The 16,726-nt window shown below is 55.0% G+C and carries 7 protein-coding genes; 6 read left to right on the plus strand and 1 reads right to left on the minus strand.

Going from position 1 to position 16,726, the window contains the following annotated elements; translation table 11 throughout:
- Positions 1-88: 88 nt before the first annotated feature.
- Positions 89-1,963 (minus strand): diguanylate cyclase, encoded by a 1,875-nt coding sequence (locus ACT3RQ_RS01530; protein ID WP_444679817.1) that lies wholly within the window; start codon positions 1,961-1,963, stop codon positions 89-91.
- A 390-nt stretch (positions 1,964-2,353) separates the two neighbouring features.
- Between ACT3RQ_RS01530 and ACT3RQ_RS01535 the strand changes: the two genes are divergently transcribed.
- The 6 genes from ACT3RQ_RS01535 to ACT3RQ_RS01560 are packed head-to-tail and all read left to right on the plus strand — an operon-like array spanning position 2,354 to position 16,722.
- Entirely contained in the window at positions 2,354-4,357 is a 2,004-nt protein-coding gene (locus tag ACT3RQ_RS01535; protein WP_444679818.1) for a capsular polysaccharide biosynthesis protein, read from the plus strand.
- A gap of 1 nt (position 4,358) precedes the next feature.
- On the plus strand, positions 4,359-5,594 hold the full coding sequence (locus tag ACT3RQ_RS01540; RefSeq protein ID WP_444679819.1) for a capsule biosynthesis protein: 1,236 nt from the start codon (positions 4,359-4,361) through the stop codon (positions 5,592-5,594).
- The gene (locus ACT3RQ_RS01545; protein WP_444679820.1) at positions 5,591-6,400 is read left to right on the plus strand and encodes an SDR family NAD(P)-dependent oxidoreductase; all 810 of its coding nucleotides are present in this window, start codon (positions 5,591-5,593) and stop codon (positions 6,398-6,400) included. The genes ACT3RQ_RS01540 and ACT3RQ_RS01545 overlap by 4 nt, the downstream gene beginning before the upstream one ends.
- 1 nt (position 6,401) lies before the next feature.
- The gene (locus ACT3RQ_RS01550) at positions 6,402-8,033 is read left to right on the plus strand and encodes an LTA synthase family protein (RefSeq protein WP_444679821.1); all 1,632 of its coding nucleotides are present in this window, start codon (positions 6,402-6,404) and stop codon (positions 8,031-8,033) included.
- The gene (locus ACT3RQ_RS01555; protein WP_444679822.1) at positions 8,030-15,388 is read left to right on the plus strand and encodes an SDR family NAD(P)-dependent oxidoreductase; all 7,359 of its coding nucleotides are present in this window, start codon (positions 8,030-8,032) and stop codon (positions 15,386-15,388) included. The genes ACT3RQ_RS01550 and ACT3RQ_RS01555 overlap by 4 nt, the downstream gene beginning before the upstream one ends.
- Complete coding sequence (locus ACT3RQ_RS01560) at positions 15,385-16,722, plus strand: aminotransferase class I/II-fold pyridoxal phosphate-dependent enzyme (RefSeq protein ID WP_444679823.1); 1,338 nt, start codon at positions 15,385-15,387, stop codon at positions 16,720-16,722. The genes ACT3RQ_RS01555 and ACT3RQ_RS01560 overlap by 4 nt, the downstream gene beginning before the upstream one ends.
- The last annotated feature ends 4 nt before the right edge of the window (positions 16,723-16,726 follow it).

Raw genomic sequence — 16,726 nt, forward strand, 5'->3', positions numbered from 1 at the left:
TTACAGTTTGCGGTGGCGGGTAGTTTATCGAATGCATATCAAGAAAGGCAGACGCCGGACAGCGTAGCGTCGTGACCTAATAACGTAATCAAAGAGTTGGAAGGATCTTCTCGGTCACTGCGTTGACTACCACGCTGTTGCGCCCTTTTCCTTTCGCTTCATAGCTTGCGGCATCTGCCCGCGAAAGTGCGTCATCGACGCTGGCATCCCGCTCATCAAAACTGGTCACGCCAACACTCGGCGTTACCCGATACTCTTTGCCTGAATGGACAACCGTCACCTCACTGATCGCCTGGCGTAGTGCCTCCGCAATGGTTTGCGCCTGCCCCAGTGTACAGCTTGGCAGTAACACACCAAACTCATCGCCCCCTTGGCGGGCAACGTGGTCGCTACGCCGTACTTTCCACGCCACTATTTGAGCAATTCGGCGTAGCATCTCATCCCCCAGCGCATGGCCACCTTCATCGTTAATGGGCTTGAAACGGTCCAGATCAAACATTAACAAGGCAGCAGGTTTGCTGGTTTTTAGGAAATCGGCAAAGGCTTCTTCCAGACGACGCTCAAACCCGCGGCGGTTTAAAAGCCCCGTTAACGAGTCGTGTTCGGCCTCCCAGCGCTGAAGCGCTTCCTGCTGACGACGTTCGGTAACATCCTTCACCACCCCGACTAGACCCAGCGAATGGCCGCCCTGAGCAAGCACAACGACTCTGGCATGAATATCCAGCCACAGCATTTCGCCTTCAACGTGGGTAAATCGCATTTGGCGGATAAAGTCATTGCCATTTTTCAAGCTGTTGAGCCACATATTCCTGACGCTCTCGCGATCATAGGGGTGGATCTGATGTAACAGGGCTTCCATCGTCCAGTCAGGGGTAACGCCCAGCATTTCTAACAGCGCAGGGTTTATATAGGTAATCGTGCCATCGAAGCTGGCCACAAACATGCCTTGTGGAGCAGCGTTCAGCACGGAGTCTAAAAACGCCTGGCGCTCCTGCAGGTGGTCAACCAGGGTCTGGCGCTCCTCCTCGACGCGATTAAAGGTCGTGGCAACCTGCTGTAACTCTTGCATAGTGGTCGCAAGGCTTACGCTCTTGCGCAACCCGCTTCCCACTTCACCAATTTGAGCCTCAAGATGGTTAAGGGGCGTCAAGATACGCGCCAATATCCACCACAGTAGAGGCATGATGAGGACAGCTAAAAGTAGCCACATCCACCCTAATTTACGGATAAACCCGGAGAGCGGCAGCTGTGCCTGCTCATTAGGTAAATAAAGCCCAATGACCCAATTGGCAGGCCAAACTTGAGCATACGCCTGGAGTCCTACTCGCTCACTCAATAGGGTGCCAACGCCATCACCCTGCCAACCATCAAGCGCCAGATCCAATAACGGGTTAAGGTATTTGCGATCAATGGAGGTGTTAACAAGTTGAGAATCGGGGTGGTAGAGTATCATTTCAGAGGCGGTGACCACCGCTGCATAGCCTTGTTCGCCTAAACGTACTTTTGCCAATCGATTAAATAATCCACCCGCATCCAGGCTTAGTACGCCACTGGTAACGCCCATGAACTCTCCCCGCTCATCAATGCGAGGCACACTTACCAAAACGAGAGGCGCTTGGCTTGCACGTCCTATAAAGGGTTCACTGACATAAGGTTGCCGCGTACCGCGCAGCATTTTGAAAAACTCTGTATTCCTGTTATCAAGCCCTACGCGTCCGATTACGGCAGGCCAGTCAGCAATTATATCTCCATCACGATTGGTGACCACGATGCCTTCAAACCATGACAGTAGCGTATCGTTATTACGAAGTTCATAACTTAGCCCGCTCGGGTCATCAGCGTAACCGATAATATTGTTTAGCCGCTGCAATGCATCGAAGCGAAGCTCAACCTGCTGAGTGATCTCATCCGCCAGCAACCGTGCTTCATAACGCAGGTGGGCCATGTTGGTTTCAAGAACCATAGTCTTACCCACCTGCCAAGCCAAGCCAAGCCTAACAGCAGGGTAACCAGCAACAACAAGGTAGCCAAAAGCCCCAGCAATAGCCGGCCTTTGAGCGTCCCGAATGAAATTGTTTTTCTTAGCAGGCGAAACAGAGGCACTAACGATCCTTTTTTAAAAACTTCTCTATGCCATACAGCTCTAACACTCTGTTTCTACTACAGAACCTAATCAAAACAGAAAACCTTCTCGCACCGCATTAAATTTAATTAAAGCGATTATTAAGCTTCATGACTATAAATACAAATTTCTATAGTCATGTAAGTACTTGCCGTGACTAATTGATAAGCAGGGCTGTTTCACGTATGTTCGCTCGCCTAACTTCTTGCTCCGTTACGAATGACAATATTTATGGCAAAAAGAACAGCAGGTTATTCATCATCCGGTATTGTTAAAATTAACGCGCTCCCCGCCTTGCTGTCTGAATTTAGCCACTTTTCACGTTTACAGCCACTGCAAAAAAAACCAGATGCAGTTATTGGATGGGGCTTAAAGCCCTCTAGCCTCCGGGCGCGACGTTATGCAAAACGCCATCAGCTACCCTATATTGCCTTGGAAGACGGCTTTTTACGCTCGCTTGGCTTAGGGGTAATGGGCTACCAAAGGCATAGTCTGGTGGTCGATCACACCGGTATTTATTACGATGCTTCAAAACCTTCCGATTTAGAAAACTGGCTGAACAACGCCACTTTTACTATCGACGAAATCAACCAGGCTGAACGGTGTATTCATCAGCTTACCCGCTACCGCCTTTCAAAGTACAACCATGCGCCAGATGCTGCTTCAAGCAATTCACCCCAGGAGAGAGTGCTGGTTGTTGATCAAACCGCAGGCGATGCCTCTATTGAGTATGGGGGAGCGAATGCGGATAGTTTCGAGCAAATGCTGGCAACAGCGCTTACCGACCACCCTACGGCTGAGATTCTGGTCAAGATTCACCCGGATGTTATCGCAGGCAAAAAACAGGGCCACCTGCTCAGCGCGCAAAACCACCCCCGCTGCCGCGTGATCAGTGAAGACATTAACCCTTGGGCATTATTTGATCAGGTTGAAACTGTATATGTCGTGACCAGCCAGCTCGGTTTTGAAGCGTTGCTGGCGGGCAAGTGCGTTCACTGCTTTGGCCTGCCCTTTTATGCAGGCTGGGGGCTCACCGAAGACCGGCTAACCTGCTCGCGACGACATAAAAAGCGCACGCTTTATGAAGTATTCGCGGCAGCTTATCTGCGTTATACGCGCTATGCCAATCCGTATACGCTAAAACCTGCCACGCTAGAGGAGACCATTGCGCTAATTGCCGACCAAAAGCGCCAGCAGGAACGGCTACGCGGCAAGTGGATAGGCTGTGGTTTCTCCTCGTGGAAGCGACGCTTTATTCATGACTTTTTAGGCGGTGCCGCACAGCTTACATACCAGAAAACGCTGCCTGAGACGCCACCTTCACAAAAGCTTTTAGTGTGGTCCAGCCGTATTGATCACACCTTCGAGCAGCAGCACGCCGCACTGATGCCCCATTTATGGCGCATTGAAGATGGCTTTATCCGTTCGGTAGGCCTGGGGGTTGATCTTACTCAACCGCTTTCACTGGTCATTGATGCTCAAGGGATCTATTACGACCCAAGCCAACCCAGTGACCTGGAGTCGCTGCTTGAATATTCCGATTTTAGTGACGACCTACTAGAGCGTGCCGACCAACTACGAGAGCGTTTAGTGGCATTAAAGCTCTCCAAATATAACGTGCGCGGCCACGACACTCTTGAGCTGCCCAATAACCGGCTGATAATACTCGTACCCGGCCAGGTCGAGAGTGATGCGTCCATTGCCACTGGATCGCCGCATATTCGTACCAACAGCGCGCTTTTACGTGAGGTGCGCCGTACTCACCCCCATGCGTTTATTATTTATAAGGCACATCCCGACGTGGTCAGCGGTGCTCGCATCGGAGCACTCGAACCCGATACTAAACACCTGTATGATCTGGATGCCAGCCATGTGGAAATCACCACGCTACTTGAGCGCGTCGATGCGGTTCATACCATGAGTTCGCTGACAGGCTTCGAGGCGCTATTACGTCACCGCAAAGTACATACGTATGGCATGCCGTTTTACGCAGGCTGGGGGTTAACACAGGATGCCATGCACTGCCCGCGCCGTTCTCGTGCATTAACGCTTGAGGCGTTGGTGGCAGGCACGTTAATCCTTTATCCATGTTATGTAGACCCATTGAGCCACCAGCTTTGCAATGCGGAAACCGTCGTTAGCCTCTTAGAGCAGGCACGCACACAGCAACCGACGCTGACATGGAAGCAGCGCCTCTACCGGCTTTACCGTAATTTATTGATTGGAAGACACTGAGTTGAAGTCAAAGCGCGCATTCTTATTCTTACAAGGGGTCTGCTCGCCCTTTTATCAACGTTTAGCACGTCGCTTGACAGAGGACGGGCACCGCGTCGTAAAGGTTAACTTCAACGCTGGCGATATTGCTTACTGGCAACGTACCCACAGTGAAAGCTACCTGTTTCGTGAATCATTAAGTGAACTGCCTGACTACATAGCATCGCTCTGGCAGCGCCATGCGATTACCGACCAAGTCATGTTCGGTGACCGCCGCCCTATCCATCGGCCCGCGATAGAGAATGCCCCTGCGGCAGGGGTACGCACCCACGTGTTTGAAGAGGGCTACTTTCGCCCATTTTGGGTAACGCTTGAGCGCGACGGCGTAAATGGTCATTCGCTCTTACCCCGCGACCCCACCTGGTTTTATGAAACGGGTAAGGCGCTACCCCAACTCCCCCCACCGGTGCGTTTTAGGTCATCCTTCAAGATCCGCGCCATGCACGATGTCAGTTATCACTTGGCGGGGTTAGCCAACCCCTTGGTGGCACCACACTACCGAAACCATGCACCGATTACTGCGCCGGTTGAATATGCAGGCTATATCAAACGCTTTACGCTACTAAGGAAGTGGAAAAAGCAGGATGCCCAACGCATAAAAACCTTGATTGAAAGCGCCAAGCCCTACTTTATGTTACCGCTTCAGCTCAATACCGATGCCCAAATTCGTGATCACTCACCCTATGCCAATATGCAAGAAGTGATGGACCATGTGATGGGCTCGTTTGCCGAACATGCACCAAGCGATGCCCTGCTTTGCATCAAGAATCACCCACTGGATATGGGGCTGGTCAATTACGCCAGGGTGATTGAACAGCTTGCCCAGTTTTACGGCTTGCAAGGTCGTATCGTCTATTTGGAGTCCGGCAACCTGGACTTGCTGATTAAACATGCAGTGGGCACCGTGACGGTTAACAGTACCGTCGGCTTTGTTTCTTTGGAAAAACAGTGCCCTACGTTTGCGCTAAGCGACCCCATTTACAATCTCGCCGGGCTTACCTATGAAGGCAGCCTCGACGAGTTTTGGAATCGGCCGCCGCCGCCAAGCCAAACGTTTTTCACTTACTTCCGTAATACGGTGATGCATAGCGTTCAAGTAAACGGCGGTTTTTACTGCCAGCCTAGCATTGACCTGGCCGTTAACAATGCAGCGCGCATACTGGAAGCCTGCCCATCGCCGCTGGAGAAACTACTTTGAGTGCCGCTCCAAACCTCACCACAGCTGAGCGCTGCGTGCTGATTACAGGCGCAACCGGTGCTATAGGTGGTGCCTTGGCACGCGCCTATGCCGCCCCGCGCACTCACCTGGTGTTGCATGGCAGGCAACAAGACGCACTATCCCGCCTGGCGGATGCTTGCCAGGCGCTGGGCGCTCAGGTGACAACCAGCTCGGTTGACCTGGTCGATGAAGAAGCACTCAAGCAGTGGCTTCATACACTGCGTAAAGATCACCTGCCCGATATTGTGATCGCCACCGCTGGCAAGAACACCCATCCTCAAACAAACGGGGCATTAGAGCCCTGGGAGGATGTTCAAGCGCTTCTGGATATCAATCTGAAAACACCCATCGCCATGGCCCAGCATTTGGTGCCCGCCATGCAAAAACGAGGCAGCGGGCAGTTAGTGTTGATTAGCTCGCTCGCCGCTTGGCACGGCCTGCCTACCACTCCTACTTACAGCGCCAGCAAAGCAGGGATTAAGGCTTATGGGGAAGGCTTACGCGGGCTGCTGGCCCCTTATGGTGTGGGGGTAACGGTCGTAATGCCGGGCTATGTAACCTCGCCCATGTGCAATGCCATGCCAGGTCCCAAGCCTTTTGAATGGCCGCCAGAACGAGCTGCCAAGGTGATGAAGCGGGGCATTGAAGCGAACCGGGCTCGTATCAGCTTTCCGTTCCCACTCAATTTTGGCTCCTGGTGGCTAGCCGTACTTCCGGCCGCTATTTCACAATGGCTCATCAAACGCCTGGGCTTTAACCATACTGACCATTCGGGGAGCGATTGATATGACGACCTCGCTGCCCTTTGCGCTTTTTTGGCCATTGCTGGTTGGAGGGATGGGGACGATCATCTTCGAAGCCCTCCTTAACCCTCGCCCTCAGCCGCTTTGGCGGCGTGGTCTGGCGGCCAACTGCGTCCATTTAGGCAGCTGGCTATTGCTGTTTGGCGCGTTTATTCTGGTGCTTCAGCGGCCCTGGTTTACGGTGGTGTTTATTCTGGCGCTTCAGTTGGTGCTCGTTCAATCCAGCAATACAAAATCTCGCACACTCTGTGAGCCGTTCATCTGCCACGATTTTGAGTACTTTTGGGATGCCATTCTTCACCCTCGCCTTTATGTGCCCTTTTTTGGGACCGGCCTTGCCATAGCCGCCATTGGCGCGGGAGCCGCAGCCATCGGAGCGTTTCTGTACTGGGAACCTTCGCTCGTATCTCAGTGGGGCGGGCAACGCTTTATCACGCTCTGCGGCTTACTCGTCGCAATAGGTGCGCCGCTTATCGCCTTGGGCTGGCGGGCACTCGCTCCCACCACATTGAACCCGGTAGATGACATAAATCGTTTGGGATTATTTGCAAGCCTATGGGCCTATGGCATCGCCCTTATGCGCTCATCTCCTCCCGCGCCTGAACAATCCCCGTTTTATCTGTTAACCCAAAAGATTGAAGCCAGTCGCCTCACCGCAACATCGAACGTACGTCCTAATGTCGTACTGGTGCAAAGCGAATCCTTTTTCGACCCACGCCCCTGGCACCCTGACATTAGCGACAGCTTATTAAAGAATTTTGATGCTACGCGCTTACAAGCGCAGCTGCATGGCGAGCTGAAGGTGCCCGCATGGGGTGCTAATACCGTGCGTACCGAATGTGCTGTACTTACCGGACTTTCACCGGCCGCGTGGGGCCCGCGCCAATTTAACCCCTATCGCACGCTGTCGCGCCATCCACTGCCAAGCCTGGCCAGTGCATTTAAGGCAGCGGGGTACCGTACGGTATGCGTTCACCCCTACCCTGCCAGCTTTTATATGCGCCATAAAGTGATTCCCCCGTTAGGGTTCGACCAGTTTATCGATCTCACCGGTTTTGAGAGTAGCGACAAGCAAGGCCAGTACATCGGCGACCTGGCCGTTGCACGAAAGGTTGGACGCCTGCTTGAAGATAGCGATAATGGGCCTCTTTTTATATTTGTGATTACCATGGAAAACCATGGGCCGTTGCACCTGGAAGCACCTCACCAGGAAAGCCTCGCAGCTGCACTGCCCACAGCGCCTTGGCCGCTACCTGCACATTTACACGATTTAGCCGTGTACTTGCGCCATTTAGGCGAGGCCGACAAAATGTTGGCTAGCGTTAAAAGCACGCTGGATGAACATAAGCGGCCAGGATTGCTGGGCTGGTATGGTGATCATGTACCTATATTGCCCGAAGCGTATGAGCACTTCTCGTTACCGGCTGGCACGACGCCGTACATGATATGGTCGACGCAGACTAAAGAGTGGTCGAACGACTTTATGCCCGAACAGCATGACACGTGCGCGTTAACCGCCAGTGAACTTGGCGTCCAGCTATTTAAACAAGCGTTTGGACACGATATAAGTAGCGATGTGATCAAGGCAGAACCAGAACCTCAGGAGCAAGAATGACTAGACGCGTTGCCATTATCGGCGCCGCCCATCGTTTCCCCGGCACCACCCCTGAAACGTTCTGGCAGGACCTGCAAGCCGAAAAAGATCTGGTAACCCAAGTGGCCTCTGACCGCTGGAGCCATGAGGCTTTTTTGCACCCCGACAAGCGCCACCCAGGCACCAGCGTTACCTTTGCGGCAGGAAGCCTTGGTGACATCAGCGGATTTGATGCCGAGTTTTTTGGTATTTCGCCCCGCGAAGCGGCCAATATGGACCCACAGCAGCGCATGCTGCTAGAGCTCGCTTGGGAAACCATCGAAAGCGCCGGCATCGTCCCCAGCAGCTTACGCGGCAGCCAGTGCGGCGTGTTCCTGGGGGTCGCCAGCCTTGACTACTCGTATCGCATGGCGGATGACATGGCGGCCATTGATGCGTCAACCGCGACGGGTAACACGTCAAGTATTGCCTCCAACCGTCTCTCTTACGTGTTTGACCTGCATGGCCCAAGCATGTCGCTGGATACCGCCTGTTCGTCATCCATGGTGGCGTTCCACCAAGCCTGCCAATCCATTCGCAGCGGCGAAACGACCATGGCGCTGGCGGGGGGTATCAGCCTTCACCTACACCCTTATGGGTTCATTATATTCTCCAAGGCGAGCATGCTCTCGCCAACGGGCCGCTGCCAGGTGTTTGATGATTCAGGCGATGGCTACGTGCGCTCTGAAGGCGCGGGGCTTTTCCTGCTCAAGGATTACGACCAGGCGATCGCTGACGGCGACAATATTCTCGCGGTGGTCGCTGGCTCGGCGGTGAATACCGATGGCCATAAATCAGGCATTACGGTACCCAACCCCAGCGCACAGATTGACCTAATGCGCCGTGCCTACGAACAGGCGGGCATCAGCCCCGACGAGATCGACTATCTGGAAGCCCACGGCACGGGCACCGCCGTTGGCGACCCAATAGAAACCCGCGCCATTGGTGAAGCCTTGGGCAAGTATCGCCAGGCCCCCCTGCCGATTGGCTCTATAAAAAGTAACGTCGGCCACTTGGAAACGGCGTCAGGGGTCGCGGGGCTTGCCAAAGCGCTTTATAGTCTGCAACACCGTGAAGTGCCTGCTACCATCGGCATTCGCAAGCTTAATTCACGCATCAAATTTGATGAATGGAACCTGCATGTCGTTACCAAAGCGCAGCCTCTTAAAAAAGAGGGCCGCTTGGTCATCGGGATTAACTCGTTTGGCTTTGGTGGCGCCAATGCCCACGTTATTTTAGAAAGCGCACCCGAAAAGCCGACAGCACCTGGCCACACATCCGCTCATGCACTGCCCATCCGACTAAGTGCTAAAAGCCAGGACGCACTTACGGATAGCGCTCACTTATTAGCAGAGCATCTCATAGAAGGCAGCAGCGCTTTCTACAATGTTGCCCATACACTGTTTAACTACCGTGAACAGCACACCTTTGGCGCATTTTGCTTTGCGCAAACGCCAGAAGAAGCCGCAGCGGCGCTGAGCCAATTTGCCAAGGGCGAAGACACCCCGCATGTGATCACGCTGGAACGACTGCCCAATGCGCGTGGCCCGGTATTTGTTTATGACGGCAATGGCTGCCAGTGGGAAACCATGGGCCGTGAATTGCTCAATACAGCCCCCGTTTTTGCCGATGCTATTGACCGCGTGGACAGCCTATTTCAGCAGCACGGCGATTTCTCGCTACGTGCTGAACTTGAGGGACAGAACGGAGAGAACCGCTTCGAGCTTACCGAAATCGCTCAGCCAGCCCTGTTTGCTCTACAGGTCGCGCTAACAGAATGGCTAAAAGCGCAGGGCATTATACCTACCGCTGTGTTTGGGCATAGTGTCGGGGAAGTCGCTGCAGCCTGGGCTGCAGGCGCACTCAGTCTTGAAGACGCCGTCAAGGTCATTTATTTCCGCAGCTTTTATCAAGGCAAAACCCGCGGCAAGGGCGAAATGAGCGCCGTCGCCATGAGCGCCGAAGACATAGCGCCATGGCTTGCCAAGCCAGAATTTGACCAGGTTTGCCTCGCGGGTATTAACAGCCCTAAAGGCATCACGCTGGCAGGTAACCGCGATCAACTGGCCGAGCTTGAAGCCGCGTTAAGTGAACAAGGCACTTTCGCTAAGCGCCTACCGTTGGACTACGCCTTCCATAGCCCCGCCATGGATAGCATCCAGCAGGGGGTTATTGATGCCCTGGCCGACATTACCCCTTGTAAAACACAGCTGCCCTACTACTCAACGGTTACCGGTGAACTTAGCCTGGGCACTGAGCTTGACGCCACGTATTGGTGGAAAAACATCCGCGAACCGGTCCTGTTTGATAACGCAGCCACCGCGCTGATACAACAAGGTTATAACGTATTTGTAGAAGTTGGCGCGCATCCCATTTTGCGCCGCTACCTCAATGAAACACTGCGCCAGCAAGAGCGTAAAGGGCTGGCAATTGGCACTATTGAGCGGCACAAGCCTGGTCTTGAACAACTGCAACAAAGCGTTGGCCAGTTACTGTTGAGCGGGCTCTCATTTGATATGCGTCATGTGTTCCCCGTGGAAGGCCAACGTACCTTACTGCCCCGCTACCCATGGCAACGCACGCGGCACTGGGTCAGCAGCACACAAGACAGCCAAGGACTACTGTCACGCTATTACCAGCATCCTCTACTGGGCTACCCGCTGGCGCAGCAAGAGCACACCTGGGAAAGCCAGCTGGACATTAAACGTCAGCCTTGGCTTGCCGATCACGTGGTGGGTGAAGGCGCGGTGTTCCCCGGTGCCGGATTTGTTGAGCTAACCCTGGCCGCCGCACTACAGCAAAAAGATACCCCGCTTTTGGATATCGAAGAGCTGGAAATTCGTGCGCCCCTTTTGCTGGATGGGCCTAACGGTCGTGCTCTGCGCTTAGCGCTCAATTCGGAAGACGGCCGCATCGCCATTCACTCCCGCGAACCAGCCAATGGTCACGAATGGCAGTTAAACGCGGTAGCGCGCAATATGCACGAAAGCCGTGGCTTTCTGCTCAACCGTCGGGCACCTAAACTGCCTTCGCGCGCACCGGACTACACGCTAACGGAACACCTGCAAATGGCCGAGCGCATCGGCCTGCACTATGGCCCTGCCTTCCAGGCAATTAGCCACGGATGGATCGAAGATAACGCCGTCATCGGCGCCATCGATTTATCCAGTAACGTGCAGGCACAGCTAGCGACGCTTCACCTTCATCCCGGCATTCTGGATAGCGCCTTCCAGATGTTTATCCCCTTGCTAGCGCAGCACAGCGAATTTGCCGCACAGCTTGCGTTTGTGCCTGTTCGGGTTGGTCGTATACAGGTCAACCTCGAAGCGGGTGTGCCGGTACTGGCTCGCGCCGTGATGGGCAAACGCGCGCCCCACTCGTTTACCGCAGATTTTGAACTGTACGATGCGAATGGAAACGCCGTGGCCGTGCTGAGCCAAACACGCTTCAAGGCGATTCGTTTGAACCGCGCGCATCATCAATCGTTTAGCTATCTGGATATCGAGCTTACGCCAGCGCCGCTTGACGCCAAGCCACTGCCCCTGGCGGCCGATGCCCTAAACCGCTTGGCGCAACTAAGCGGCCACTACGCGTCATATACCGGTCAACGCTACGCCCAGGAAGTCGCTCCGTTACTCGATAGCCTAAGCGAAGCATTTACCCAGCATGGCTATGCCATTGAAGGTGACGAGGAAGCACTGGCGCCCGAAGCTATCTGGCAACTACTGGTGCAGGATTACCCCGACTATTTTGCACCGATTCACCTGGTGGGCCGCTTGGGCTTGCACCGTGATGCACTACTCAGCGGCACGACATCGCTTGAGACACTGGGCATTACCACTGAGCTAATGGCGAGGCTAAACCGTGTACTGATCGGTGAATGCGGTTGGCAAGCGCTTGCCACTGAGCTTGGCAGCCTGATCGAAGCGTCACTTTCCCTATTGGGCCAAGGCAAGCGCCTGCAACTGCTTGAAGCGGGCCCCTGCGCGCCTGCGCTGGGCCAGCGTCTGCTGGAACAGCTAGCCAATGCAGGCCAGGCAGGTAATCACCACTACCGAGTGATTACCACGCATGACAGCGCACGCCACCAGGCAGAACAGCTGCAAGAGCGCTACCCGCTTATTGATGTGCAGTCGCTGGATGATGCGCCACACACGTTAGCAAACGCAGAAAAAGCCCAGCTCGCCTTCATCAGTACCGATGCCACTCAACCTGCTCGCACGCGCCAGCTGATTGAAGCCTTGCCTGCCCAGCTGGCTCCTGGCGCCCACCTTATGGTAATGGGTATATCCCCCAGCCAGTGGCTAGACGACGTGCTGGCAACGCCAGGCATCGACCAGACGGCACTGGAACACAGCACACTAAGCGATTGGCTAAGTGCCCAAGGCTTTATGGTTTCAGCCCCTATTGAGCTTGAAGAGAGCTCGGCGGGCGCTTACCTGCTGCATGCCCAGTTGCCACTGGCATCCGTCACTCCTCAGGCGGATGAAAGCCTTGCCGACACGCCTTGCCAGTTAATCATCACCGACCCGACCAACGAGGCGCTTGCGGCGCGCTTGGCTAAAGCACTTACCGCACACCAGGCCAAGGTCCGGGTTGAGCAAAGCAACGACGCACCCGATACGCTATTGCAACATACACTCGGCGAATGGGGCGATGCTGCTCAAACGTTGAATGTGATTGACCTGCGCGACCTGGGCGGTAGCGACACCAGCGTGCAAACCTTGCGTTGCTATCGTGCCCAGCAGTGGAGCCTGGCGCTGGAAGCGGCCAAACTCAGCTCGGCAACACTATGGCTTACCACTCAAGGTGTTAGCCTGCTTTGGCACACTCAGCAAACACAGCAAGCACACGACAACGTACCCGATGATGCGGCACTTTGGGGCTTTGGTCGCTCGCTTGCCAATGAAGCCGTGGGGCATACGGCCAGCCTGCTGGATATCCCCCATGAGGTTAGTGATGCAGCGTTAAGTACATGGGCTGCATCGCTGACTATCGCGGACAGCGAAAACGAAGTCGTCATCCATGCAGGCGGTGAACGCTTTGCCACCCGCTTGCGCACCTTGCCTGCACCAGCACCTCAACGAACCGTTAGTACGCCTGCCCATCAAGCAATGACCCTCGGCTTTGCTCTACCCGGGCAGTTGCGCCAGTTACAGTGGCGCCCACGAGCGTTACCTGCGCTTAAGGCCGATGAGGTTGAGGTCAAGGTAAAAGCTACCGGGCTTAACTTCCGTGACGTGATGTACACGCTCGGCCTGCTTTCTGACGAAGCGATCGAGAACGGCTTTGCGGGGCCAACCTTGGGTCTTGAGTTCTCTGGTGAAGTTATTGCCGTGGGCGACAACGTTACTCACGTAGCCCCAGGGCAAGCCATCGTCGGCTTTGGGCCAGCCAGTTTTAGTGACCGGCTGATTGCTAGTCAGCACGCGATAGCGCCTCTTCCAGAAGGCGTGAGTTACGCCGCCGCTGCCACCATCCCGACCACGTTTTTTACCGTGTACTACGCGCTTAAACACTTGGCACGCCTGGAGCCAGGCGAAAAAGTCTTGATTCATGGTGCAGCCGGTGGTGTCGGTATTGCCGCGCTGCAAATTGCCCAATGGCTTGGCGCGGAAATTTACGCCACAGTGGGTTCGGAAGAGAAACGCGACTTTTTACGGCTAATGGGCGTGGAGCATCTTTATGATTCCCGCTCGCTCACCTTTGCTGAAGAAATTCTTGAAGATACGCAGGGCGAAGGTGTCGATATCGTACTGAACTCACTTGCTGGGGAAGCTATCAACCAAAACCTGCGCGCCCTGCGCCCCTTTGGTCGATTCCTGGAGCTGGGTAAACGCGATTTCTACGAGAATACCCACATTGGCCTGCGTCCTTTCCGCAATAACTTAAGCTATTTCGGTATCGACTCCGATCAGCTAATGAAAGTGCAGCCCGCGCTGACCCAGCGGTTGTTCGGGGAAATGATGGCGCTGTTTAACGACGGCACCCTCAGCCCGCTACCGTTTACCGCGTTCAGCCATAGCCAGGTAATTGATGCTTTCCGCTATATGCAGCAAGCGCGCCAGATCGGCAAAGTCGTCGTTACCTATGAGCAGCCTATTGCGCCGCCCAGGAACGAAGCGCTAGGCCGTGAAACGCTGAGCCTATCAAACGATGGCAGCTACCTGGTGACCGGCGGCTTGGGCGGGTTCGGCCTTAAAACCGCCCAATGGCTGGTAAGCAAAGGCGCTCGCCAACTGATTCTGCTTAGCCGCAGCGGCCCGGCCAGCGAAGAAGCACAAGCTGCGCTTGCGGATTTTAATGCTCAGGGCGTACAGGTAATGGCCGCAGCCTGCGACATTACCAACCACGACGCACTGGCCAGCGTGTTAGCTCGCGCCAAGGATGAGCTGGGCCCGCTGCGCGGTATCGTGCATGCCGCCACGGTGATAGATGACAGCTTGATCCGTAACCTGGACGCCGAGCGCATTCAAAAGGTGCTAGCGCCCAAAATAGAGGGTGCTCGCCACCTGGATGCGCTAACGCGTAATGAGCAATTGGACTTCTTCATCCTCTACTCGTCAGCGACCACGCTATTTGGCAACCCAGGTCAGGCCAATTACGTGGCCGCCAACCATTGGCTCGAAGCGTTTGCCGCTAATCGCCGTGCCGCCGGTCTTCCCGCCACGTGTGTACGCTGGGGTGCTATTGAAGATGTCGGCTTCCTGGCGCGCAACTCTCGCACGCGTGACGCGCTGCAAGAGCGTTTAGGCGGTTCAGCCCTTCGTTCAGATGATGCGCTTAACGTGCTTGAGCAGATGCTGGTATCACCCGGCCCCAGCCTTGGCGTGCTGGAGCTTGAATGGGGAGCGCTCGCCCGCTTCTTGCCGACCGCCAATGCGCCACGCTTTAACGAGATTGCCCGTGCCAGCGATGACGACAGCAGCAACGATACCGATGACGATATCAGCGCTCTGCTTGCCGACCTTTCCCCGGAAGAGCTGCATAGTACGGTCACAGAGCTGCTTCGAGCAGAGCTTGCCAGCATCCTGTTAATTGAAGAGGAAAAGATTGACGTTAATCGCTCGGTCTACGACATGGGTTTTGACTCGCTGATGGGGGTCGAGCTGATGACAGCAATCGAGAACCGCTTGGGTGTTCAGGTGCCGGTAATGATACTTAGCGAAGCCTCAACGCTTAACAAGCTGGCGGGTGTGCTGATTCAAAAGCTCCATCAGCATGACGACGATGTTGAAGAAGCACCGCAAGATGCGTTAGCCTCTCTGGCCGCTCGCCACGGGGCAGGCGGGCTCACCGAGCCAGCATCAACATCATCGACAACCGAGACACCATGACCGCTAAGCGCTCTGATTTAAAACGGCAGCTGTTGGAACAAGCACGTAAACGTACGACGCCACGCGCAACGTCCAACGCTGCCGCCCCTTCACAGGGCAACGACTCAAGCAATCCGGTGCCCGAGCGCTTTACGCGGTTTGATGCCCACCCAGGCTACCAGCAGCTTGCCATGCTGCGCCAGGGTGCTGAACAGTTGGGGTTAAAAGACCCCTTCTTTAAGGTGCATGAAGGCATTGCCGGAGCAACCAGCGTTATTCAGGGGCAACCGTGCATTAACTTCGCCAGCTACAATTACCTTGGCTACTCGGGTGACCCGCGCGTTAACCAAGCCGCTTGCGAGGCGGTGACGCGTTACGGCAGCTCCGTATCGGCCAGCCGAGTCGTTTCTGGTGAGCGCCCTATTCATCGGGAGCTGGAACACGCCATTGCCAAGGTGTATCAGGTCGATGATGCGGTCGCGTTTGTAAGCGGGCATGCCACTAACGTATCAACGCTTGGCTATCTGCTTGGGCCTAAAGACCTCGTGCTACATGACGAGTATATTCACAACAGCTCACTGGTTGGCGCGCAGCTTTCCGGCGCCAAACGCATATCGTTTTCGCATAACGACCCCGATGCCCTCGACGCCTTGCTTAGCCGTCATCGGCATCAATTTGAACGGGTGATTGTCGTCATCGAAGGGCTTTACAGCATGGATGGCGACATTCCTGATCTGCCCCGCTTTATCGAGCTCAAAAAGCGGCACCAGGTATGGCTAATGGTTGATGAAGCACACTCCTTCGGCGTTATGGGTAATAACGGCTTAGGGCTTCATGAGTACTTTGCCATCGACCCACGTGATGTGGATATCTGGATGGGCACGATGAGCAAAACGCTCTCCGGCTGCGGCGGGTACATTGCGGGCACTAAAGCGCTGGTTGAAACGCTGCGCTACTTTGCGCCCGGTTTCTTGTACAGTGTGGGGATGCCCGCCCAGGTCGCCGCCCCCTCTCTCAAAGTGCTAGCGCTTATGCAGCAAGAGCCTGAACGGGTGGAAAAGCTTCACTCGATCTCGCGCTACTTCCTGCAGCAAGCCAAAAAGCACGGCATGGATACCGGGCACAGCATCGGCGCCGCCGTTGTTCCCATCATTGTGGGCAGTTCACCGCTGGCAGCACACCTCTCTCACACGCTGCTTGAACAGTACCACATCAATGTTCAGCCGATTCTTTACCCAGCCGTACCGGAAAAGAGCGCCCGGCTACGCTTTTTCCTTGCCTATGATCATACTCAGGCACATATCGACCAAACCCTAGAAGCGCTAGCTACACTGCTCGCCCAGGCACAGAGCTAACGGC

The sequence above is a fragment of the Halomonas sp. AOP43-D1-4 genome, from assembly GCF_052446175.1.
Taxonomy (GTDB): Bacteria; Pseudomonadota; Gammaproteobacteria; order Pseudomonadales; family Halomonadaceae; genus Vreelandella; species Vreelandella citrativorans.

Coding starts and splice junctions, on each gene's coding strand:
- ACT3RQ_RS01530 (WP_444679817.1), bottom strand. CDS start 1,963: ATGGTTCTTGAAACCAACATGGCCCACCTGCGTTATGAAGCACGGTTG.
- ACT3RQ_RS01535 (WP_444679818.1), top strand. CDS start 2,354: ATGGCAAAAAGAACAGCAGGTTATTCATCATCCGGTATTGTTAAAATT.
- ACT3RQ_RS01550 (WP_444679821.1), top strand. CDS start 6,402: ATGACGACCTCGCTGCCCTTTGCGCTTTTTTGGCCATTGCTGGTTGGA.
- ACT3RQ_RS01555 (WP_444679822.1), top strand. CDS start 8,030: ATGACTAGACGCGTTGCCATTATCGGCGCCGCCCATCGTTTCCCCGGC.
- ACT3RQ_RS01560 (WP_444679823.1), top strand. CDS start 15,385: ATGACCGCTAAGCGCTCTGATTTAAAACGGCAGCTGTTGGAACAAGCA.